The 22,844-nt window shown below is 57.3% G+C and carries 18 protein-coding genes; 14 read left to right on the forward strand and 4 right to left on the reverse strand.

Annotated elements, in window-relative coordinates; translation table 11 throughout:
• Window positions 1-118: 118 nt before the first annotated feature.
• From E5C26_RS18125 to E5C26_RS18135, 3 genes are all read left to right on the forward strand, one after another.
• Complete coding sequence (locus E5C26_RS18125; RefSeq protein ID WP_135317541.1) at window positions 119-298, forward strand: YfgG family protein; 180 nt, start codon at window positions 119-121, stop codon at window positions 296-298.
• A 190-nt stretch (window positions 299-488) separates the two neighbouring features.
• Window positions 489-1,922 (forward strand): magnesium transporter, encoded by a 1,434-nt coding sequence (mgtE, locus tag E5C26_RS18130; RefSeq protein ID WP_135317542.1) that lies wholly within the window; start codon window positions 489-491, stop codon window positions 1,920-1,922.
• Between the two features lie 248 nt (window positions 1,923-2,170).
• Window positions 2,171-2,521, forward strand: a complete 351-nt coding sequence (locus tag E5C26_RS18135; RefSeq protein ID WP_135317543.1) for a DNA-binding protein — start codon at window positions 2,171-2,173, stop codon at window positions 2,519-2,521.
• Between the two features lie 5 nt (window positions 2,522-2,526).
• Here E5C26_RS18135 and alkA read toward each other — a convergent pair whose 3' ends face one another.
• A complete protein-coding gene (gene alkA / locus E5C26_RS18140; RefSeq protein ID WP_135317544.1) occupies window positions 2,527-4,023 on the reverse strand; it encodes a DNA-3-methyladenine glycosylase 2 in 1,497 nt (498 codons plus the stop codon).
• Between the two features lie 166 nt (window positions 4,024-4,189).
• On the opposite strand from alkA, the gene yegD reads away from it, so the two are divergent.
• Both yegD and E5C26_RS18150 read left to right on the forward strand, forming a co-directional pair.
• Window positions 4,190-5,542 (forward strand): molecular chaperone, encoded by a 1,353-nt coding sequence (yegD, locus tag E5C26_RS18145; RefSeq protein ID WP_135317545.1) that lies wholly within the window; start codon window positions 4,190-4,192, stop codon window positions 5,540-5,542.
• A 153-nt stretch (window positions 5,543-5,695) separates the two neighbouring features.
• Complete coding sequence (locus E5C26_RS18150; protein ID WP_135317546.1) at window positions 5,696-6,262, forward strand: GNAT family N-acetyltransferase; 567 nt, start codon at window positions 5,696-5,698, stop codon at window positions 6,260-6,262.
• A 24-nt stretch (window positions 6,263-6,286) separates the two neighbouring features.
• Here the strand turns inward: E5C26_RS18150 and E5C26_RS18155 are convergent, their stop codons facing one another.
• The gene (locus E5C26_RS18155; RefSeq protein ID WP_135317547.1) at window positions 6,287-7,240 is read right to left on the reverse strand and encodes an aldo/keto reductase; all 954 of its coding nucleotides are present in this window, start codon (window positions 7,238-7,240) and stop codon (window positions 6,287-6,289) included.
• A gap of 270 nt (window positions 7,241-7,510) precedes the next feature.
• Here E5C26_RS18155 and E5C26_RS18160 point away from each other — a divergent pair, with 270 nt between their 5' ends.
• The 6 genes from E5C26_RS18160 to baeR are packed head-to-tail and all read left to right on the forward strand — an operon-like array spanning window position 7,511 to window position 18,490.
• Window positions 7,511-8,752 carry an MdtA/MuxA family multidrug efflux RND transporter periplasmic adaptor subunit gene (locus E5C26_RS18160; protein ID WP_135317548.1) on the forward strand — a complete coding sequence of 414 codons (1,242 nt, stop codon included), beginning with the start codon at window positions 7,511-7,513 and terminating at the stop codon, window positions 8,750-8,752.
• A complete protein-coding gene (locus tag E5C26_RS18165) occupies window positions 8,752-11,871 on the forward strand; it encodes an MdtB/MuxB family multidrug efflux RND transporter permease subunit (RefSeq protein WP_135317549.1) in 3,120 nt (1,039 codons plus the stop codon). The genes E5C26_RS18160 and E5C26_RS18165 overlap by 1 nt, the downstream gene beginning before the upstream one ends.
• A complete protein-coding gene (gene mdtC, locus E5C26_RS18170) occupies window positions 11,868-14,948 on the forward strand; it encodes a multidrug efflux RND transporter permease subunit MdtC (RefSeq protein WP_135317550.1) in 3,081 nt (1,026 codons plus the stop codon). Before E5C26_RS18165 ends, mdtC begins: the two co-directional genes overlap by 4 nt.
• Before the next feature lie 13 nt (window positions 14,949-14,961).
• On the forward strand, window positions 14,962-16,392 hold the full coding sequence (locus E5C26_RS18175) for an MFS transporter (protein ID WP_135317551.1): 1,431 nt from the start codon (window positions 14,962-14,964) through the stop codon (window positions 16,390-16,392).
• Window positions 16,392-17,774 (forward strand): two-component system sensor histidine kinase BaeS, encoded by a 1,383-nt coding sequence (baeS, locus tag E5C26_RS18180; protein WP_135317552.1) that lies wholly within the window; start codon window positions 16,392-16,394, stop codon window positions 17,772-17,774. The genes E5C26_RS18175 and baeS overlap by 1 nt, the downstream gene beginning before the upstream one ends.
• Window positions 17,774-18,490 carry a two-component system response regulator BaeR gene (gene baeR / locus E5C26_RS18185; RefSeq protein ID WP_135317553.1) on the forward strand — a complete coding sequence of 239 codons (717 nt, stop codon included), beginning with the start codon at window positions 17,774-17,776 and terminating at the stop codon, window positions 18,488-18,490. The genes baeS and baeR overlap by 1 nt, the downstream gene beginning before the upstream one ends.
• Here baeR and E5C26_RS18190 read toward each other — a convergent pair.
• Complete coding sequence (locus E5C26_RS18190; protein ID WP_135317554.1) at window positions 18,487-18,873, reverse strand: type II toxin-antitoxin system VapC family toxin; 387 nt, start codon at window positions 18,871-18,873, stop codon at window positions 18,487-18,489. The genes baeR and E5C26_RS18190 overlap by 4 nt on opposite strands.
• Window positions 18,874-18,875: 2 nt before the next feature.
• A complete protein-coding gene (locus E5C26_RS18195) occupies window positions 18,876-19,139 on the reverse strand; it encodes an antitoxin (RefSeq protein WP_135317555.1) in 264 nt (87 codons plus the stop codon).
• Between the two features lie 352 nt (window positions 19,140-19,491).
• Between E5C26_RS18195 and E5C26_RS18200 the strand changes: the two genes are divergently transcribed.
• The 3 genes from E5C26_RS18200 to yegS all read left to right on the forward strand — a co-directional run bounded on the left by E5C26_RS18200 (window position 19,492) and on the right by yegS (window position 22,768).
• Window positions 19,492-19,830, forward strand: coding sequence for a YegP family protein (locus E5C26_RS18200; RefSeq protein ID WP_037417767.1), 339 nt, complete (start codon window positions 19,492-19,494; stop codon window positions 19,828-19,830).
• A 178-nt stretch (window positions 19,831-20,008) separates the two neighbouring features.
• A complete protein-coding gene (gene trhP, locus E5C26_RS18205; protein ID WP_135317556.1) occupies window positions 20,009-21,361 on the forward strand; it encodes a prephenate-dependent tRNA uridine(34) hydroxylase TrhP in 1,353 nt (450 codons plus the stop codon).
• A gap of 489 nt (window positions 21,362-21,850) precedes the next feature.
• Window positions 21,851-22,768 carry a lipid kinase YegS gene (yegS, locus tag E5C26_RS18210; protein WP_135317557.1) on the forward strand — a complete coding sequence of 306 codons (918 nt, stop codon included), beginning with the start codon at window positions 21,851-21,853 and terminating at the stop codon, window positions 22,766-22,768.
• Window positions 22,769-22,844: the final 76 nt, after the last annotated feature.

A 22,844-nucleotide genomic window follows, 5' to 3' on the forward strand; every position in this document is an offset into this window, starting at 1 on the left:
GTGAGACCAACTGGAAATAAATGGACAATATTTGTCATCGATAGCTAAAATTCCGTTTACAATTTATCGGCTTTCACCGTCGTTGAATGACACAGGAAACCGGCATGCCGGGTGATATATGCGTAAAAAAACCACCGGACAGATGACAAAAATAGTGTTGTTTGTCAGCTTTATCATTTTGGTTGGCCGTCTGCTGTATGCGGCGGTGGTCGCGGTACCCCATCATCAGGAAAAAAAGCTCGCCCCTTATCAAACTACCACCGAGGCCGGTGGCGAAAAACAGGACACCTCTCCCTGATTTCAAAGATCCAGGCTGCTCTGCAGGGCTTGCGAATAGTTAAGCAGCCTGCCGGCGTTTCGGCATGCCAGGCCCCTTACTTATTCCTCAGCTTCTGCTGCCATTTCATAAAAATGACGTCTGCATTCACTAAGCTCTCTGTTGTTCAGAGCTTGTCTGTAAGGACCCCTGAGTGCCAGTAAGGAATACCATGTCAGCTGCAACGCATAATGTTCAAAAAGTCGCTGAGCACCGCCAGCGCATTATTTCTCTGCTGTTAAATAACAAAGACCTGGTCGACGGTATTCTCGGCCGACCGGGGGACGAAAACGCCCTTAGCAAAAGCGAACTGCTCAACCAGACCGCTGAAATTACCGGCCTGCTGGACGGTATGCATGCCGCCGATTTGGCTGACTTGCTCGAAGCGCTGCCGCAGGACGAACGTCTGGCGTTGTGGCGGCTGGTGGGTAATGCCAAACGCGGCCAGGCACTGGTGGAAGTCGCCGAACCGGTGTGGGACAGCCTGATCGAAGAAATGAGCGATAAAGACCTGCTCAAAGCGATCAAAACGCTGGACGTGGATGAACAGGCCTATCTGGCGCAGTACCTGCCGCGCAACCTGATGGGCCGCCTGCTGACCTCGATGGAACCGGAGCAGCGCGCTCAGGTGCGCGAGATGATCCACTACGGCAAGGACACCGTCGGCTGGATGATGGATTTTGAACTGGTCACGGTGCGCCCGGACGTCACCCTCGGCGCGGTGCATCGCTTCCTGCGCCTGCGCAAAACCATACCGGCGGCCACCGATAAACTCTTTGTCACCGATCGTAAAAATACCCTGCTCGGCGAGTTGCCGCTCACCGCGGTGCTGCTCAATGATCCGGAAACACCGGTCCAGGCGGTGATGGACAGCGATCCCACCCGTTTTCTGCCGGAAGAGAAAGCCGAGGCTGCGGCCAGTGCGTTCGAACGTTATGACCTGATCAGTGCCCCGGTGGTCGATGCCAAAGGCAAACTGATGGGGCGTTTAACCATTGAAGAAATCGTTGACGTGGTGAATGAGGAAAGCGACAGCAACCTGCGCCGCATGGGCGGCTTAAGCCCGGAAGAAGACGTGTTTGCCCCGGTCAGCAAAGCGGTGAAAACCCGTTGGGCCTGGCTGGCGATCAACCTGTGTACCGCATTTATCGCGTCACGCGTTATCGGCCTGTTTGAACACACTATTTCGCAACTGGTGGCGTTGGCGGCATTGATGCCGATCGTCGCCGGTATCGGTGGCAACACCGGTAACCAGACCATCACCATGATCGTCCGCGCGCTGGCGCTGCACCAAATTGAAGTCGGTAATATCTCGCGCCTGATGTTCAGGGAACTGGGCGTCGCCATCATCAACGGCGTGGTCTGGGGCGGTATTATGGGCATAGTCACCTGGCTGTTGTATGGCGACTGGGCAATGGGCGGCGTAATGACGCTGGCGATGATCCTCAACCTGCTGGTAGCGGCGCTGATGGGGGTGGTGATCCCGATGACCATGCTAAAAATGGGACGCGATCCGGCGGTCGGTTCCAGCGTCCTGATCACCGCACTGACCGACACCGGTGGCTTCTTTATTTTCCTCGGTCTGGCCACCGTTTTCCTGCTCTAAATCCTGAAGGCCGGCGGCAACGCCGGCTTTTGCAACAACACCCTATCCAACCTAACTCCGTTGCCTTTCGGGCTACGGTGTCATTGCCCGCCTGCCCCGATCACGTTTTTTTTGCTTAGCCTGCCTGAGGTTAGTGGTATAACTAACGAGTTAAAGTTAATCGTTTGAACAATACTTCGATACGGAAATCAGCACGCGCGTTAATTTCCACCACCATCTATAAACGTGATTGCTCAGGGATAATGGCTATGAAAAACGAGTGGTTTGCCGCCAGAGAGCTTACCGGCATTGCAGGACTGCCCTCCTCGCCGCAGGGAATCAATTTGATGGCCCGCCGCGAAGGCTGGATCAGTCGCCGTCGAAAAGGCGTACAAGGCAAAGCGGTGGAATACCACATCAACAGCCTGCCGATCGGCGCGCGCAGCCTGTTGGTACTGCAAGAAGATCCCGCTGAATATCAGGTTGAACGCCAGGATCCGCTGGCGGTTTGGGTGGAGTATTACTATCACCTGAGCGAAAGCGAACGTGAGAAAGTCCTATCCTTCCTGATGCGTGAAGGGATCGACAGCCTGCTGGCGCTCATTGCCACCGAAGAATAACGCGGCTACCCGTCGCTGTCCGTTGACGGTGCCCAATCCGGGTTATGCCACAGATGCAGCGTGGCGTAGGAGCGCCAGGGCCGCCAGCGTTCAGCATAGTTTTCAATCTGGCGCGGCGTCATCCCAGGAAAGCGCTGTTTGATCAGATAATCCCCTGTCAGAAACACGTCCGGCCATGACCAGGCCCGCATGGCGATATAACTGGCCGTCCAACTGCCAATCCCCGGCAACGCGGTCAGTGCCTTGATCCCTTGCTCAATATCCAGCACGTTTTCCAACTGTAACCGCCCTTCGGTGACCGCCCGCGCGATGGCGATAATCGCCGCTGCGCGTTTCAGCTGCACTCCCAGTGGGCGCAGCTCTTCGGGTTGCAGTTGTGCAATTTGCTCAGCGTTGGGAAACACATGCGTAATGCCGGCGTAAGGCTGTTCCAGCGGCGTTCCCCAGCGTTCAGCCATCCGTCCGGCAAAGGTCGCCGCCATCTTGACGCTGACCAACTGCCCGAGCACCGCCCGGGTCGCCTGTTCAAAGCTGTTGACACAGCCGGGCAGCCGTAACCCCGGCGCATCCTCGGCCAGCGCGCCCAACGCCTGGGTGATCAGATCCGGTGCCGCGTCCAGATCAAACAGCTGGCGTATGCGACGCAGCACTTCCGTGGTCACTCGACTGAGCGCCGGAGCAATCTCTACCCGCACCCGATTATAGCTCTCTTCCGGCTGCACGCTGACCCAGCCGTGATAATCAATGCCCCCCTGAGTAATCGCGATCGCCCGCAGATACTGCTGCCCTTCAACTTTTTCCACCCCGCTCACCGCACGGGTTTGTAAAAAGCCCAACATACGCGGCCAGTCATAGGGCGGTCGGTAACCCAGATGAAACACCAGCCCGCTGGCTACGGCGCGTTCATTGCGGCCGCTGCTGCTGCGCAGCGCCGAGGGGATCAGCCGGTAGCGTGCCTTGAACAACTCGTTAAAGCGCCGCAGGCTGCCGAAACCGGCGGCAAATGCCACCTCACTCAGCGGCATATCGGTATCCGCCAGCAGCCGCTTGGCCTGTAACAACCGGTGCGACTGGGCGTAATCAATCGGCGATGCACCAAACTGATCGGCAAAGATACGCCGCAGGTGACGGTCGGAAATGCCCAACCGCGCCGCCAGTTGCTCGCAGCTGTGCTCCGACAGATAGCCCTGTTCAATCAGCTGTACCGCCACCTGGGCATAGCGATTGCCCAGATCAATCAACGCCAGCCCCGGCGCCAATTCCGGCCGGCACTTCAGACAGGGCCGAAACCCCGCCAGCTCTGCCGCCGCTGCGCTCGGGTAAAAGGTACAGTTCTCGATTTTCGGCGTACGGGCACTGCACACCGGGCGGCAATAAATGCCGGTCGAAGAAACGCCGACAAAGAAGCGGCCGTCGAATTTGCGATCGCGCGCACTCAGTGCCTGATACAGCGCCTGTTGTTGGTTTTTCATGGCAAGGCTCGGGGTCAGTTTTTTGTTCATTATGCGACTCGGCTGCTGCGCTGACGTGCGGGATTCGGACATTAAGTTAAGCACGCACTCTCGTTCACCGCGAAAATTTTCGTCTGTTATGCGCTAGCACGTTGCCCGAGGGGCAAGTCTCGGGTAAAGTCGCCCCCCTTCATCGGCATGGGGAGTGAGAAAAGACATGTTTATTGGATTCGATTACGGAACGGCCAACTGTTCCGTTGCAGTGATGCGTGATAACGGCCCCGAGCTGCTGACGTTGGAAAACAACGAACCCTATCTGCCGTCGATGCTGTGCGCACCGACGCGTGAAGCCGTGAGCGAGTGTTTGCACCGTCACTGGCAAGTCCCCACCGGCAGCGAAGAGAACCAGCAACTGCTGCGCCGGGCGATCAACTACAACCGTGAAGAAGATATCCCGGTCGCCAGCAACAGCGTACTGTTCGGCCTGCAAGCGCTGGCACACTACGTTGAAGATCCGGAAGAGGTGTATTTTGTTCGCTCACCGAAATCCTTCCTCGGTGCCAACGGCCTGAAGCCACAGCAGATCGCGCTGTTTGAAGATCTGGTGTGCGCCATGATGTTCCACATCAAGCGTCAGGCGGAAAACGTCCTGCAGGACAGCATCAGTCAGGCGGTCATCGGTCGCCCGATCAACTTCCAGGGCATGGGCGGTGAAGATGCCAACCAGCAGGCGCAGGGCATTTTGCAACGCGCTGCCGAGCGTGCCGGGTTCAAAGACATTGAATTCCAGTTCGAGCCGGTCGCGGCAGGCCTGGACTTTGAAGCCACCCTGACAGAAGAAAAAACCGTGCTGGTGGTCGACATCGGCGGCGGTACCACCGACTGCTCGGTGCTGCTGATGGGGCCACAATGGCGTGACCGCGCCGATCGCCAGCAAAGCCTGCTGGGGCACAGCGGTTGCCGCGTGGGCGGTAACGACCTGGATATCATGCTGGCATTCAAACAGCTGATGCCACTGTTCGGCATGGGTGGCGAAACCGGCAAGGGTATCGCCCTGCCTGCACTGCCTTACTGGAACGCGGTCGCCACCAATGACGTACCGGCGCAGAACGACTTTTACAGCGTCGCCAATGGCCGCATGCTGCGCGATCTGATCCGCGATGCTGCCGAGCCGGAAAAGGTCAAACGCCTGCTGAAAGTCCATCAGCAACGTCTGAGCTACCGTTTGGTGCGCACGGCGGAGGAGAGTAAAATCGCCCTGTCCGCGCAGCAAAACATCAGCGCACCGCTGGCTTTCGTCCAGACTGATTTGACGGAAACCATCAGCCAGGATCAGCTTGCCGAAGCTATTTCTCAGCCGCTGCTGCGCATTCAGGAACAGGTCAGCGCCGCGCTGGCCAGCAGCCAGACCGCACCACAGGTGATTTATCTCACCGGCGGCAGCGCACGTTCACCGTTGCTGCGCGCCGCGTTGCAACAGCAGTTGCCGGGCATTCCAATCGTCGGTGGCAACGACTTCGGCTCGGTCACCGCCGGGCTGGCACGCTGGGCACAAACGCTGTTCCGTTAATGGCTTTAGACTACAGGCAAACCCGCACAGGGCTATAAACGGTAGGGGTCGAACAGGTTCGACCCGATTTAACCCATTGATTATGCTATTGGGCGCAGCATGCAGCGCCCCTACCATGAAACCGCAAAGCACTTGGTTATTGGAGGAAAGTCGATGTGTGAAATATTTTCCCTCGAAAGCGACCGGTTGCTATTGCGCGCCTGGCGTGACGAAGATCTACCGGCATTTGCCGCCCTCAACGCCGATCCCCTGGTGATGCGTTATTTCCCTGCCCCGCTGACAGCCGAACAAAGCTACGCTCAAGCTGACAAAATTCGTCAGTTCATGCAGCAAAACGGCTGGGGTTTATGGGCGGTGGAAGAAAAAGATGGCGCGCCTTTTATCGGCTTTGTCGGGCTGGCTATCCCGGCGGAAGATCTGCCCTGCTCCCCCTGCGTAGAAATTGGCTGGCGGTTATCGGCGGCGCACTGGGGCAAAGGCTACGCCACTGAGGCCGCCCGCAGCGCATTATGCCACGCCTTCGAAGGGTTGAATTTGGCCGAAGTGGTGTCTTTTACCGCCGAGGCCAACCAGGCATCACGCCGGGTTATGGAACGTATTGACATGACGTGCCACGGCGAAAGTTTCCTGCACCCACGGCTGCCGCAGGGCCATCCGCTGCAAAAACATATTCTGTATCGGCTGACACAGCAAACCTGGCGGGAAAAACTCCACGGCTAACCCCGCCAGCCGCTGTTGATAAGATTACCAGGCGCTGGCCTGGTTCAGGGTACTGATATCTTCGGCATCCAACTGCAGACGGGTGGCGCTAACCAACTCATCCAACTGCTTTAGCGAAGTGGCGCTGACGATCGGTGCAGTGATGCTGGGCCGCGCTATCAACCAGGCCAATGAAACTTGTGCCGGTGAAGTGTGGTGCTTCGCCGCAATGCTATCCAACGCCGTCAGAATTTTTAAACCGCGCGGATTGAGATATTGCTCTATCACCCTGTCGCCACGCTGGCTCTTGCCGATATCTTGCTCACTGCGGTATTTACCGGTCAGGAAACCGCTGGCCAGCGAGAAAAAGTTAATCACGCCTAAACCATGGCGCTGCGCCACTGCTTCCAGCCCCTGCTCATAACCTTCACGCGCATACAGGTTATATTCCGGCTGCAGGGTTTCGTAACGCGCCAACCCTTCCCGCTCGCTGACGTTCAGTGCCTCTTCCAGACGATTGGCCTGGTAGTTGGAAGCACCTATCGCCCGCACCTTGCCGGCCTTGATCAACGCATCAAACGCCGCCAGGGTTTCCGCCAGCGGCGTGTCCCGGTCATCATCATGTGACTGATAAAGGTCGATATAATCGGTCTGCAAACGGCGCAGCGACTCCTCCACCGCCTGCTGGATATAGCGCGGCGACAGCCCCTGTTTGCCTTCGCCCATCGGCTTGCCGACCTTGGTGGCAATGATGACCTGCTCGCGCTTACCGCTTTTTTTCAGCCACTGGCCAATGGTCGTTTCGGACTCTCCGCCCTGGTTGCCCGGAGCCCAGCTGGAATACACGTCGGCGGTATCAATAAAATTGAGCTGATTCTCCACCAGCGCATCCAGCAGGCTGAATGAGGTTTCGCGATCGGCTGTCCAACCAAACACGTTACCGCCGAAGGTCAATGCCGGTACTTTGATGCCCGAACGGCCCAGTTCTCTGTTGCTCATTGTATGCTCCAAGGGGATTAATAATTTGCAGGATAATTATTAGCGCCAAACCAGAAAATACGCCAAAACGTATTGGCTATAAGCCGGATTAAGTCTCTTATAAGACGGGGATGCACAAATCTGCAACTTATTAGGACAATGCTGACGGTTACTCCATATTTCCTTCATTTTTATGCCGTCTTGGCTGGCTAAACTAGTATTCTGTAAGGAGTGTAACTTTTTTGGCAATGAGTGCCCGCACGCCTGCCTTTTGGAGAGATTTTCGCCACCATGAATGCAAAAAACCCACGTCGTTCACTGATACTGCGCCTGCTGGTGGTGGTTATTGTGGCTATTGCCGCCGTGCTGATTTGGCGTCACTTCAGCGCTTCGCAACCGGCGGCGGATGCCGAGCCGGGTGCCCGCCAAGCAACCAGTGGCAAGGCTGCCGGTGGCCGACGCGGGGCACCGATGTCACCAGTGCAGGCGGCCACCGTCACACAGCAAACGGTGCCACGCTATCTGTCCGGGCTAGGCACCGCGACCGCCGCCAACACCGTGACCGTTACCAGTCGGGTTGACGGCCAATTGATGGCTATCCACTTTACCGAAGGTCAACAGGTCAAGGCCGGCGATTTGCTGGTGGAAATCGACCCGCGCCCGTTTGAAGTACAACTGACCCAGGCATTGGGGCAACTGGCAAAAGACCAGGCCACGCTCGCTAATGCACGGCGCGACTTGGCCCGTTACCAACAGTTGGCCAAAACCAATCTGGTTTCACGGCAGGATCTGGACACCCAATTGTCATTGGTGCAACAAACTGAAGGGGCGATCAAAGCCGATCAGGGCACGGTCGACAGCGCCAGACTGCAAATCACCTACAGCCGCATCACCGCGCCGATCGACGGCCGCGTCGGCCTGAAACTGGTGGATGTTGGCAATTACATCACCAGCGGCAGCACAACCGGCATTGTGGTGATCACCCAGACTCACCCTATCGACGTGGTATTTACCCTGCCGGAAGCCAATATCAGCGACTTGATCAAAGCGCAAAAAGCCGGCCCGGTCAGCGTCGAAGCCTGGGATCGCACCAACCAAAATCAACTGGCTACCGGTGCATTGCTCAGTCTGGATAACCAGATCGACACCACCACCGGTACCATCAAACTCAAAGCGCGTTTCACCAACCAGGACGACGCCCTGTTTCCCAACCAGTTTGTTAATGCACGCCTGAAGGTGGCGACACTGCACGATGCCATGGTCATCCCAACTGCGGCGCTGCAAATGGGCAACGAAGGCAACTTCGTCTGGACCCTGAGTGAAGAGAACAAGGTCAGTAAGCACCTGGTGACTACCGGTATGCAGGACAGCCAACAGGTAGTGATCAACGCCGGTCTGAACGTCGGCGATCGGGTGGTGACCGACGGTATCGATCGCCTGACCGAGGGCATGCAGGTTGAGGTCGTCACGCCGCAAAAGACCCCGGCAGCGACCCAATCCGGCCACCCATCGCGTACTCAGGGGAAATCCTGATGCAGGTGATGCCACCTAACCCCGGCGGCGGTCCCTCCCGCCTGTTTATTCTGCGCCCGGTCGCGACCACGCTGTTGATGGTGGCGATCCTGCTGGCGGGGATTATCGGTTATCGCGCTCTGCCGGTTTCCGCCCTGCCGGAAGTCGACTACCCGACCATTCAGGTGGTCACGCTGTACCCCGGGGCCAGCCCGGACGTGGTCACTTCGGCCATCACCGCCCCGCTGGAACGCCAGTTTGGTCAGATGTCCGGTCTGAAACAGATGGCGTCGCAAAGCTCCGGCGGCGCCTCGGTGGTGACGCTGCAATTCCAGCTTGAACTGCCGCTCGACGTTGCCGAACAGGAAGTGCAGGCGGCGATCAACTCCGCCACCAACCTGTTACCGAGCGATCTGCCCTACCCGCCGATTTACAGCAAGGTTAACCCTGCCGATCCGCCGATCCTGACACTGGCCGTGACTTCATCCGCCATGCCGATGACCCAGGTAGAAGACATGGTGGAAACCCGCGTCGCGCAGAAAATATCGCAGGTCACCGGCGTCGGTTTGGTCACTATTTCCGGTGGTCAGCGGCCGGCGGTGCGCGTAAAACTTAATGCCGCGGCCGTTGCCGCCTACGGCCTGGACAGCGAAACCATCCGCACCGCCATCAGCAATGCCAACGTCAACTCCGCCAAAGGCAGCCTGGATGGCCCGACGCGCTCGGTCACGCTGTCGGCCAACGATCAGATGAAGTCCGCCGACGATTACCGCCAACTGATTGTTGCCTACCAAAACGGCGCGGCGATCCGTCTGCAAGATATCGCTACCATCGAACAAGGCGCAGAAAACACCCGGCTGGCGGCCTGGGCCAACAAGCAACCGGCCATTGTGCTGAACATTCAGCGCCAGCCGGGGGTGAACGTGATCACCACCGCCGACAGCATTCGCGAGATGCTGCCTACTCTGATTAAAAGCCTGCCGAAGTCGGTCGACGTCAAGGTACTGACCGATCGCACCACCACCATTCGTGCCTCAGTCAGCGACGTGCAGTTCGAACTGTTGCTGGCGGTGGCGCTGGTGGTAATGGTGATTTATGTGTTCCTGCGCAACGTGCCGGCCACCATTATTCCTAGCGTCGCAGTCCCGCTGTCGTTGATCGGTACCTTTGCCGCCATGTACTTCCTGGGCTTCTCCATTAACAACCTGACGCTGATGGCATTGACCATCGCCACCGGGTTTGTGGTCGATGACGCTATCGTGGTGATCGAGAACATCTCGCGCTATATCGAAAAGGGGGAGAAACCGCTCGATGCGGCGTTGAAAGGGGCCGGTGAAATCGGCTTCACCATCATTTCACTGACCTTCTCACTGGTGGCGGTGCTGATCCCGCTGCTGTTTATGGGCGATATCGTCGGCCGATTGTTCCGCGAATTTGCCGTGACGCTGGCGGTGGCGATTTTGATTTCCGCCGTGGTTTCGCTGACGCTGACGCCAATGATGTGCGCACGCATGCTGAGCCACGAATCCTTGCGTAAACAGAACCGTTTTTCCGCCGCCTCAGAGCGTTTCTTTGATCGGGTTATCGCCCGCTACGGTAAATGGCTGAAAACGGTGCTCAATCACCCGTGGCTGACGCTCGGCGTGGCATTCAGTACGCTGGTGCTCACCGTCTTGCTGTACCTGCTGATCCCGAAAGGCTTCTTCCCGGTGCAGGACAACGGCATCATTCAGGGCACGCTGGAAGCGCCGCAGTCGGTGTCATTCAGCAATATGGCCGAGCGGCAGCAACAGGTGGCGGCAGAGATTCTTAAAGATCCGGCGGTAGAAAGCCTGACGTCGTTTGTCGGTGTCGACGGCACCAACGCCACGCTCAACAGCGGCCGACTGCAGATTAACCTTAAGCCTTTAAGCGAACGCAGCGAGCGGATTCCGGCCATCATCACCCGCCTGCAACAGATGAGTACCCAATTCCCCGGTGTGAAGCTGTATCTGCAGCCGGTACAGGATCTGACTATCGATACTCAGGTCAGCCGCACCCAGTATCAGTTCACCCTGCAAGCGATGTCACTGGACGATCTCAGCCTGTGGGTGCCGCAGTTGATGGCGGAGCTGAAACAAACGCCGCAGTTGGCGGACGTGACCAGCAACTGGCAGGACCAAGGCCTGGTGGCCTATGTCAACGTCGATCGTGATTCGGCCTCTCGCCTCGGTATCAGCATGAGCGACGTGGATAATGCGCTGTACAACGCCTTTGGTCAGCGGTTGATCTCCACCATTTACACCCAGGCCAACCAGTACCGCGTGGTGCTGGAGCATGACGTCAGCACCACGCCAGGGCTGGCGGCGCTGAATGATATCCGTCTGACCAGCAGCAACGGCACCATAGTGCCACTGAGCACCATCGCCAAAATTGAACAGCGTTTCGGGCCGCTGTCGGTTAACCATCTGGATCAATTCCCGGCAGCCACCATCTCCTTTAACGTGGCGGGTAATTATTCACTCGGTGAAGCGGTCGATGCCATCACTCTGGCGGAAAAAAACCTCAACCTGCCGAAAGACATCACCACCCAGTTCCAGGGTGCGACGCTGGCGTTCCAGGCAGCACTGGGCGGCACCTTATGGCTGATCCTGGCGGCGGTCGTGGCGATGTATATCGTGTTGGGCGTGCTGTATGAGAGCTTTATTCACCCGGTAACTATTCTTTCCACCCTGCCCACCGCCGGGGTCGGTGCCTTGCTGGCGCTGATGATGGCCGGCAGCGAACTGGACGTGATCGCCATAATCGGCATCATTTTGCTGATCGGCATCGTGAAGAAAAACGCCATCATGATGATCGACTTTGCCCTGGCCGCTGAGCGTGAGCAGGGAATGACGCCGTATGACGCAATTTATCAGGCCTGCCTGCTGCGTTTCAGGCCGATCCTGATGACCACGCTGGCTGCGCTGTTGGGGGCATTGCCGCTGATGCTCAGCACCGGCGTCGGTGCGGAACTGCGACATCCGCTCGGGGTCTGTATGGTCGGTGGGCTGGTGATGAGCCAAATTCTGACGCTGTTCACCACGCCGGTTATCTACCTGCTGTTTGACAAGCTGGCGCGTAACACTCGTCACCAGCCGGATGTGCAGGAGCTGCCGTGAAATTCTTCGCCCTGTTTATCTATCGGCCGGTCGCCACTACGCTGCTGACATTGGCCATCGCCATCAGTGGCGTGATTAGCTTCAGCCTGCTGCCGGTTTCACCGTTGCCGCAGGTCGACTACCCGGTGATTTCGATCAGCGCTTCACTGCCGGGTGCCGATCCGGAAACCATGGCTTCGTCGGTCGCCACACCGCTGGAACGGGCGCTGGGCAGAATTGCCGGGGTCAATGAGATGACCTCGATGAGCTCGCTGGGCAGCACCAGAGTGATTCTGCAGTTCGATCTCGATCGTGATATCAACGGCGCCGCGCGTGACGTGCAGGCGGCAATTAACGCCGCACAAAGCCTGTTGCCCACCGGCATGCCAAGCCGCCCCAGTTACCGTAAGGTCAACCCGTCCGATGCGCCGATCATGATCCTGACGCTGACCTCGGATACCTATAGCCAGGGCCAGCTTTACGACTTTGCCTCTACCCAGTTGGCGCAGAAAATTGCCCAGACCGAAGGGGTGGGCGACGTCTCGGTTGGCGGTAGCTCACTGCCTGCGGTGCGGGTCGAACTCAACCCAAGCGCCCTGTTCAATCAGGGCATATCGCTTGATGCAGTGCGCCAGACCATCAGCAATGCCAACGTGCGCAGGCCTCAGGGCGCGGTGGAGGATCCGCAGCAGCGTTGGCAGCTCCAGGCCAACGACGAGTTAAAAACCGCCAATGCCTATCGGCCACTGATTATTCACTACAACAACGGCTCGGCGGTGCGCCTGAGCGACGTGGCCGAAGTCAACGACTCGGTACAGGACGTACGCAACGCCGGGATGACCAATGCCAAGCCGGCGATTATTCTGGCCATCAGCCGGGCACCGGATGCCAATATCATTGAAACCGTCGATCGGATCCGCGCCGAATTGCCTGCGCTGCAAGACAATATTCCGGCATCGATCCAATTGAATATCGCCCAGGACCGCTCACCGACCATCCGTGCCTCACTGGCCGAGGTGGAGCAGTCGCTGGTGATTGCCATCGGGCTGGTGATCCTGGTGGTGTTCATCTTCCTGCGTTCCGGCCGCGCTACGCTGATCCCGGCGGTAGCGGTTCCGGTCTCGCTGATCGGCTCCTTTACCGCCATGTATCTGTGCGGTTTTAGTCTGAATAACCTGTCGCTAATGGCGCTGACCATCGCCACCGGCTTCGTGGTCGATGACGCTATCGTGGTGCTGGAGAATATTTCTCGCCACATCGAGGCCGGCATGAAACCCATTAATGCAGCGCTGATCGGGGTGCGTGAAGTGGGCTTCACCGTGCTGTCGATGAGCGTGTCGCTGGTGGCGGTGTTTATTCCGCTGCTGCTGATGGAAGGCCTGCCCGGCCGCCTGTTCCGCGAGTTTGCCGTCACCCTGTCGGTATCGATCGGGCTGTCGCTGATTATCTCTCTAACGCTGACGCCGATGATGTGCGCCTACCTGCTGCGCCACCAGCCGCCGCGCGCGCAGCGGCGCATACGCGGCTTCGGTAAAATGCTACTGGCATTGCAGCAGGGCTACGCCCGTTCGCTGAATTGGGTGCTTGGCCACTCACGCTGGGTACTGGCAGTGTTTCTGGCCACCATCGCGCTCAACGTGTGGCTGTACGTCAGTATTCCGAAAACCTTCTTCCCCGAACAAGACACCGGCAGGCTGATGGGCTTTATTCAGGCTGACCAGAGCATTTCCTTCCAGGCGATGCGCGTTAAGCTGGAAGATTTCATGAAAATCGTGCGTGAAGATCCGGATGTGGAAAACGTCACCGGTTTCACCGGCGGCTCACGTACCAACAGCGGATCGATGTTTATCTCGCTGAAACCGCTGGCGGTGCGCAGCGATGACGCGCAGAAAGTGATCGCCCGCCTGCGCGCCAAATTGGCCAAAGAGCCGGGGGCCAGCCTGTTCCTGATGGCGGTGCAGGATATCCGCGTCGGTGGCAGGCAGGCTAATGCCAGCTACCAATACACGCTGCTGGCAGATGACCTCGCCGCACTCCGCGAGTGGGAACCGAAGATCCGCACCGCGCTGGCCGCCTTGCCGGAGCTGGCCGACGTCAACTCCGATCAGCAGGACAAAGGCTCGGAAATGGATCTGGTTTACGATCGCGAGACCATGGCCCGGCTGGGGATTTCAGTTTCGGACGCCAATAACCTGCTGAACAACGCCTTCGGTCAGCGCCAGATTTCGACCATCTACCAGCCGCTCAATCAGTACAAGGTGGTGATGGAAGTCGCACCGCCTTATACCCAGGACGTCAGTTCGCTGGACAAGATGTTTGTGATCAACAAGGACGGCAAGGCGATCCCGCTGTCCTATTTCGCCCGTTGGCGACCGGCCAATGCACCGCTGTCGGTCAACCATCAGGGGCTGTCGGCCGCCTCGACCATCTCGTTTAACCTGCCCGATGGTGGCAGCCTGTCGGATGCCACCGCTGCCGTGGAACGCACCATGACGGCGCTTGGCGTCCCCGCTACCGTTCGTGGCGCCTTTGCCGGTACCGCTCAGGTATTCCAGGAAACGCTGAAATCCCAGTTGCTGCTGATCGCCGCCGCCATTGCCACGGTGTATATCGTGCTCGGCATTCTCTATGAAAGCTATATTCACCCGCTGACCATTCTGTCCACCCTGCCCTCTGCCGGTGTCGGTGCGCTGCTGGCGCTGGAGCTGTTTGGTGCGCCATTCAGCCTGATTGCGCTGATTGGCATCATGCTGCTGATTGGCATAGTGAAGAAGAACGCCATCATGATGGTCGACTTTGCCCTGGATGCACAACGCAACGGCGGCATCAGCGCGCGTGACGCCATTTTCCAGGCGTGCCTGCTGCGTTTCAGGCCAATAATGATGACCACGCTGGCGGCGCTTTTTGGCGCACTGCCGTTGGTGTTGACACATGGCGACGGTGCCGAATTGCGTCAGCCGCTCGGCATTACTATCGCAGGGGGGCTGATCGTCAGCCAACTGCTGACGCTGTACACCACCCCGGTGGTTTACCTGTATTTTGACCGGCTGCAGATGAAGTTCCGTCGCGGCAAGAAACTGGATCCACTGCCCCAATAAGAATGACTGATTGATGCCCATAAAACACACCGCCTCAGTACAGTGGCAACTCTGGATTGTGGCGTTCGGCTTCTTTATGCAGACGCTGGACACCACCATCGTCAATACCGCCCTGCCGTCGATGGCCGTCAGCCTGGGGGAGAACCCGCTGCGCATGCAGTCGGTGATCGTCTCCTATGTGTTGACGGTGGCGGTGATGTTGCCTGCCAGCGGCTGGCTGGCGGATCGGGTTGGGGTGCAGCGGGTGTTCTTCAGCGCCATCGTGCTGTTCACTCTGGGCTCGATTCTCTGCGCCCGCTCGGAAACCCTGAACGAGCTGATCGCCTCGCGTGTGGTTCAGGGCATTGGCGGTGCCATGATGGTGCCGGTCGGCCGGTTGACGGTGATGAAAATTGTCCCGCGCGAGCAGTATATGGCGGCGATGACCTTCGTTACTCTGCCCGGCCAAATCGGCCCGCTGATGGGGCCGGCGCTAGGCGGTTTTTTGGTGCAATACGCCAGCTGGCACTGGATTTTCCTGATCAATATTCCGGTGGGAATTGCCGGGGCCATCGCCACTCTGCTGCTGATGCCCAACTACCGCATGCAGACCCGGCGTTTCGACCTCAGTGGGTTTATCATGCTGGCGATCGGCATGGCGACGCTGACGCTGGCGCTTGACGGCCATAAGGGCATGGGGCTGTCTGCCACCGCCATCGCCGGGTTGGTGGTGGCTGGCATAGCGGCGTTGGCGGGATACTGGTGGCATGCGCATGGCAACAGCCGGGCATTGTTCTCGCTGCGACTGTTCAGAACCCAGACCTATAAGGTTGGGCTGACGGCCAGCCTGCTGGGCCGTATCGGCAGCGGCATGTTGCCGTTTATGACGCCGCTGTTTATGCAGGTCGGTATGGGATTTTCCCCGTTCCACGCCGGGCTGATGATGATCCCGATGATTATCGGTAGCATGGGGATGAAACGCATTGTGGTGCGAGTGGTTAACCGTTTCGGTTACCGTAACGTGCTGGTGGCCGCGACGCTGATGCTGGCGTTGGTCAGCCTGAGTTTCCCGCTGGTGGCCATGCTTGGCTGGATCTGGCTGCTGCCGGTGGTGTTGTTCTTCCAGGGCATGGTTAACTCACTGCGCTTCTCGGCGATGAATACCCTGACGCTGAAAGATTTGCCGGACCGGTTGGCCAGCAGCGGCAACAGCCTGCTGTCGATGGTGATGCAACTGTCGATGAGCCTGGGTGTCAGCATCGCCGGTATTTTGATTGGCAGCTTTGCCCACCACCAGGTGGTCGCCGACAGCCCGGCAATCCACAGCGCATTTATTTACAGCTACTGTTGCATGGCGTTAATCATTGCTCTACCCGCGTTGGCCTTCGCCCGCGTCCCGGCCGATACCGCGCCCAACCGTACACTGACCAAAGAGCCGGGCACAGGCTCCACGAGGTTGCAATAATGAAAATAGGCATTACCGGCAAACTGTTCATGGCGATTTTCGCCACCTGCATGTTGGTGTTAATCACCATGCACTGGGGTGTGCGTGTCAGCTTTGAACGCGGTTTTATCGACTACATCAAGAACAGCAACGAACAACGCATCAACATGCTGGGTGAAGCGCTGGAAGAACAGTACAGCCGCCACGGAAACTGGGTTTTTCTGCGCAATAACGACCAGGTGGTTTACCAGATCATGCGGTCGTTCGAACAAAACAGCGACAGCAGCCATAATCTGCCGCCCAAGGGCTGGCGTACCCAGTTCTGGGTGGTGGACAGCCAGTTTAACCGGTTGGTTGGGCATTCCGGCCCGGTGCCCAAAGAAGGCCCGCGTCACCCCATCCGCTACAACAATGAAATTGTCGGCTGGGTGATCACCACCCCGGTAGAGAGACTGACGCGCAATACCGACATCAACTTCGACCAACAACAAAGACGCACCAGTTGGATGATTGTCGCCCTCTCGACACTGTTGGCGGCCGGGGTCACCTGGCTGATGTCGCGCGGGCTACTGGCACCGGTGAAACGGCTGGTCGCTGGCACGCATCGGCTGGCGGCCGGTGATTTTAGCACTCGCGTCGCCGTCAGCAGCCAGGATGAACTGGGGCGGCTGGCCCAGGACTTCAACCAGCTAGCCACGTCGCTGGAAAAAAATGAGCAGATACGACGGGCCGTAATGGCCGACGTCTCACACGAACTACGCACCCCGCTGGCGATATTGCGCGGTGAACTTGAAGCCCTGCAAGATGGCGTACGCCAACCCACCCCGGCTTCGCTGAGCTCACTGCTGGCGGAAGTCGCCACCCTGACCAAGCTGGTGGATGACCTGCACCAATTGTCATTATCCGATCTCGGCGCGCTCGCCTACCGTAAATCGCCGGTCGATTGTGTGCACTTGCTGCAAATTGCAGTCGCCAGTTTCCGCGACCGCTTCCACGCTAAAGGGCTGGAGATAGTGACCCTGTTGCCGGAACAAGCCCCACTGTTTGGCGATCCTGACCGGCTTAATCAGCTGTTTAACAACCTGCTGGAAAACAGCCTGCGTTATACCGATGCCGGCGGTAAGCTGGAGATTGGAGCAGAATCGCTGCCGGGCCACCTGCAAATTTATTGGCAGGACAGCGCTCCGGGCGTCAATGACGAACAGTTGGCACGTATTTTCGAACGCTTCTACCGTACTGAAGGCTCGCGCAATCGCGCCAGCGGCGGCTCCGGGCTGGGGCTGTCGATCTGCCAAAACATTGTGGAAGCACACAACGGAACGATCTACGCGCAGCACTCGCCTTTGGGCGGCGTGCGGATTACAGTAGAATTCGCCACCCCGGTAATGAATAAGGCGTCTTGATGGAAACCCAGAATCAGCCGTTGCAAATTATGATTGTTGAAGATGAACCCAAGCTCGGCCAGCTGCTGGTGGACTACCTGCAGGCCGCGGGATACGCCACGCACTGGCTGACCAATGGCAATGAGGTGATTCCGGCGGTGCATGCACATGCCCCTGCCTTGATCCTGCTGGATCTGATGTTGCCGGGCAGTGACGGGTTGACGGTATGCCGTGAACTGCGGCGCTTTACCGATATCCCGGTGGTGATGGTGACGGCGAAAATTGAGGAGATCGACCGCCTGCTGGGGCTGGAGATCGGCGCAGATGATTATATCTGCAAGCCTTACAGCCCACGTGAAGTGGTCGCCAGGGTGAAAACCATTCTGCGTCGTTGCTACCGCCCCTTAGACAATTCGCAGGAAGAAACCCAGCTTCACATTGATGAACCGCGCTTCCAGGCCAGCTATCAGAGCCAAATGCTGGATCTTACCCCGGCCGAGTTTCGCCTGCTGAAAACGCTGGCCAGCCAGCCGGGTAATGTGTTCTCACGTGAGCAACTGCTGAATAACCTGTATGACGACTACCGGGTCGTCACCGACCGTACCATTGACAGCCATATCAAAAACCTGCGGCGCAAGCTGGAGCTGATCGACGGCGAAAAATCCTTTATCCGTTCGGTGTACGGCGTGGGCTATCGCTGGGAAGCCGAGCCTTGTCGGCTGGTGAATGGGCTTTAAGTCCAGTCTTCTACTGCCAGACCCGGCACCATGGCGAACGCCTGGTCATTAGTGACAATTGTCGCACCGCAGCTCTGCGCGTGTGCGGCAATAAGTTGATCCAATGCCCCCATCACCCGCCCGTTTCTCGCCATATCTGCCCGCATCGCGCCATAACAATGCGCGGCTTTGCTGTCCCAGGCATGCACCGTCACGGAATCAAGAAATGCCGCGACCGTCGCCTTCAGTGCCAGGCTCTGCCGTTTGGCGACACCATAGAGCAATTCCGCCTCGGTAATGCTGGAAATGCAGACCGCCGAAGGCGGGATCTTTTCCATTATGCCGAGCAAGCGAGGATGCCCGCGAAACAGCTGGCTGACCGTATTGGTATCAAACATATACATACTCACTCGTCCTCGGCGAAGGGATCGCGGCTGGCCATGCCCTGCTGACGATCCTCCGCGGTCAGGAAGTCCTGCGGCACCTGAGTTTGTGCGATCATTTGCAGTAACGGAGCCCAGCTGTCAGGTTTTGCCGGATATTTTGATAAAATCACGTTCCCCTCCCGATCGCGGCGGATATACACGCGATCTGTGTCGAATTCGAATTCCACGGGCAATCTCACCGCCTGATTTCTGCCGTTTTTAAACAGCTTCGCGATTCTTTCCATTTCCATCTCCTCTGTCAGGCATAGGCCTAAGCATATGCCTGTTGAGAGTCGATGCCAAGAGGCTGCGCTTGTTTTTTAACCACCGCTTGCGCAACCGCCTCACCTTAGCTCCCCATGACCCTCGGCGAAATACCCACCAGCCAAGAATGCGGCAAGCTGCGCAAACTTTCGGCATCACAATTCGCCATTAGCATCTCGTGCTACAGCACTTTTCGCTGGCTGAAACTCAACGCCAGCGCAAAAAAATTGCCTGTTTTTTGCGCTATGGTGCGCAAGTCAGGTTTATTAGCCACCCAATTTCAAGCTATTGGCTACACTTACAACACTTATCGGAACCCACAGGAGAGGAACCATGGCAATTGGTCACTATGAGCTGAAAAAAGCTAAGAATGGACAGTACCACTTCAACCTGAAAGCCAGTAATGGCGAAATCATTCTGGCCAGTGAGATGTACGCCAGCAAGGCCTCGGCGGAGAATGGCATTGCTTCAGTGCAAACCAATTCCCCTCACGAAGCGCAATACGAACTGAAACACAGCACCAGCAATCAGCCCTACTTTGTGCTGAAAGCCAAGAACCACCAGGTCATCGGCGTCAGCGAAATGTACAGCTCCGAAACTGCTGCAAAAAACGGTATTCAGTCGGTAATCAAAAACGGCCCAAACACCGACGTACGCGATTTAAGTGCATAACATCGTCTGGGCGACGCGCGGTGGTCGCCATCGCGCGTTTTTCTTATGACCAGGATCAATCTCCCTGTAATAATTCCGGTTACCTGCTGATTTCTTGCCGCGCTGCCGCTACAATCCCCCGCTTTTACTGCGCCATTTGGTGGTGCGGTACTGACCTGAAATCAGACCGAGACTCATTATGTTTACACCGGAACTCCTCTCCCCGGCCGGTACGCTGAAAAACATGCGTTACGCCTTTGCCTATGGCGCCGACGCCGTTTATGCCGGCCAACCGCGTTACAGCCTGCGGGTGCGCAACAACGAATTCAATCACGAGAACCTGGCGCAGGGGATTAACGAAGCCCACGCGCTGGGCAAGAAATTCTACGTCGTGGTGAATATCGCCCCGCATAACGCCAAGCTGAAAACCTTCCTGCGCGATCTTAAACCGGTGATCGACATGGGGCCGGACGCGCTGATCATGTCCGATCCCGGCCTGATCATGATGGTGCGCGAAGCCTTCCCGCAAATGGACATTCATTTGTCGGTACAGGCGAACGCGGTTAACTGGGCGACGGTGAAATTCTGGCAACAAATGGGGCTGACGCGAGTGATCCTGTCGCGCGAACTGTCGCTGGAGGAGATCGCCGAGATCCGCGCTCAGGTCCCTGAGATGGAACTGGAAATCTTCGTCCACGGCGCCCTGTGCATGGCCTACTCCGGCCGCTGCCTGTTGTCCGGTTATATCAACAAGCGCGATCCTAACCAGGGCACCTGCACCAATGCCTGCCGCTGGCAGTACAAAGCAGAAGAAGGCAAAGAGGACGAGACCGGCAATATCGTGCATATGCATGAACCTATCCCGGTGCAGACCGTTGAACCGACGTTGGGCATCGGCGCACCGACCGACAAAGTGTTTATGCTGTCCGAAGCGCAGAAACCTGATGAGTACATGAGCGCCTTTGAAGATGAACACGGCACCTACATCATGAACTCAAAGGATTTACGTGCCATCCAGCATGTGGAACGCCTGACTCAGCTCGGCGTGCATTCGCTGAAAATCGAAGGCCGCACCAAATCCTTTTACTACTGCGCACGCACCGCACAAGTCTACCGCCGTGCCATCGACGATGCCGTCGCGGGCAAGCCGTTCGATCCGACCCTGCTCACCACGCTCGAAGGCCTGGCCCATCGTGGGTATACCGAAGGTTTCCTGCGCCGCCATGTGCACGAAGCCCAGCAAAACTACGATTACGGCTCCTCCCTTTCTGAACGCCAGCAGTTTGTCGGTGAGTTCACCGGCGTTCGCCGTGATGGTTGGGCAGAAGTGGATGTAAAAAACAAGTTCATGGTCGGCGACAGTGTCGAGATGATGACCCCCGGCGGTAACGTCTTGTTTACCCTGGAGAGCATGCAAAATAAGAAAGGTGAAGCGATCGACGTGGCACCGGGCAATGGGCATATCGTTTATTTGCCCATCCCGTCAGATATCGATCTCAATTACGCGTTGCTGATCCGCAATTTGCCGGATACCAATAGTCCTGCGATGTAAAAATTCCGCCCACCATCTTTTAATGGCGGTTTTTGGCAAATATTAGAATTAGATCACATCAATTAGTGCGCAGCTTGGTTAACATCAGGCTGCTTAAAACTAAGAACGAAAAATATTTGCATAGCAATACTAGGAACCACCTCCTTAGCCGGTCCAATCTCCCTTGGACTGGCTTTTTCTTTGGTTTCAGATCACTACGCCTTATAGCCTCGCTAATATAGCGCTCCCTTATTCAAGTCGTCACATTTTCTATTTTTAATAACCCTTCGTTTCCCTGACGATATAAAATCAATGTTGCAGCAATTAATTAATCTATTAACAATAATCGCTAACTTATCTATCTCGCATATCTCAAATTAAGTCAATTATGCAGGAATAATCTCTGCCCAACAGCTTCTCCCCAGAATTAACTGAATATTCTGATGGCCTGTCGCTGGTGGGTAGTTTATCGTTGCTCATTATCTGTTTTACAGCCGGGAGATATCGGGAATGCATCCACCAGCACCAGCGCTGCTTATCATTAATGGCAAAGGCGCCGGCAACGAAGAGGTTCGCCTGGCGGTACAAAAATTGCGGGATGAGAACCAAACCCTGCACGTTCGTGTGACCTGGGAACAGGGTGATGCTGCGCGCTATGTTCAGGAAGCCTGCCAGCTTGGAGTGGTCACGCTGATTGCCGGTGGTGGTGATGGCACCATCAATGAGGTGGCTGCAGCCTTGGCCGCGTTACCGTCTAAAGGACGGCCGGTACTGGGCATTCTGCCGCTCGGTACCGCCAACGACTTCGCCATGGCCTGCAATATCCCGCTGATGCCGGAACAGGCGCTGCGGTTGGCGGTGAAAGGCCGTGCCGTCCCGATAGACCTGGCAAAGGTTAACGATCATCGCTATTTCATTAATATGGCGACCGGCGGTTTTGGTACCCGAATCACTACCGAAACACCGGAAAAACTGAAGGCAGCGTTGGGGGGCGTGTCCTACTTTATCCACGGCTTGCTACGCATGGACACGCTAAAAGCCGATCGCTGCGAGATCCGCGGTCCGGATTTCCATTGGTCCGGCGACGCGCTGGTGATTGGTATCGGCAATGGCAAGCAGGCCGGTGGCGGACAGCAATTATGCCCGGATGCCCTGATCAACGATGGCCTGCTGCAACTGCGGCTGTTGATTGCTGACGAACTGTTACCGGCACTGATCGCCAGCCTGTTTAACGATGAAGAAAACAAAAACGTGATCGGTGCTGCCCTGCCGTGGCTGGAAATCGATGCCCCACATGAAATGACCTTTAATCTCGACGGCGAACCGCTTAAAGGCAGGCACTTCCGCATTGAAGTACTGCCGAACGCCATCGAATGCCGTCTGCCGCCAAACTGTGCGCTACTTGGGCAAACACAAGCGTCCGTATAACCGCCGACACCGCTTGATATAAGGCTCGGCCTCTGTGCCGGGCCCCTCTGCAAGTCCCTGGTTCCCTGCCCTCTTT

Origin of the sequence: Serratia proteamaculans (assembly GCF_004684015.1) — a bacterium.
GTDB lineage: Bacteria > Pseudomonadota > Gammaproteobacteria > Enterobacterales > Enterobacteriaceae > Serratia > Serratia proteamaculans_F.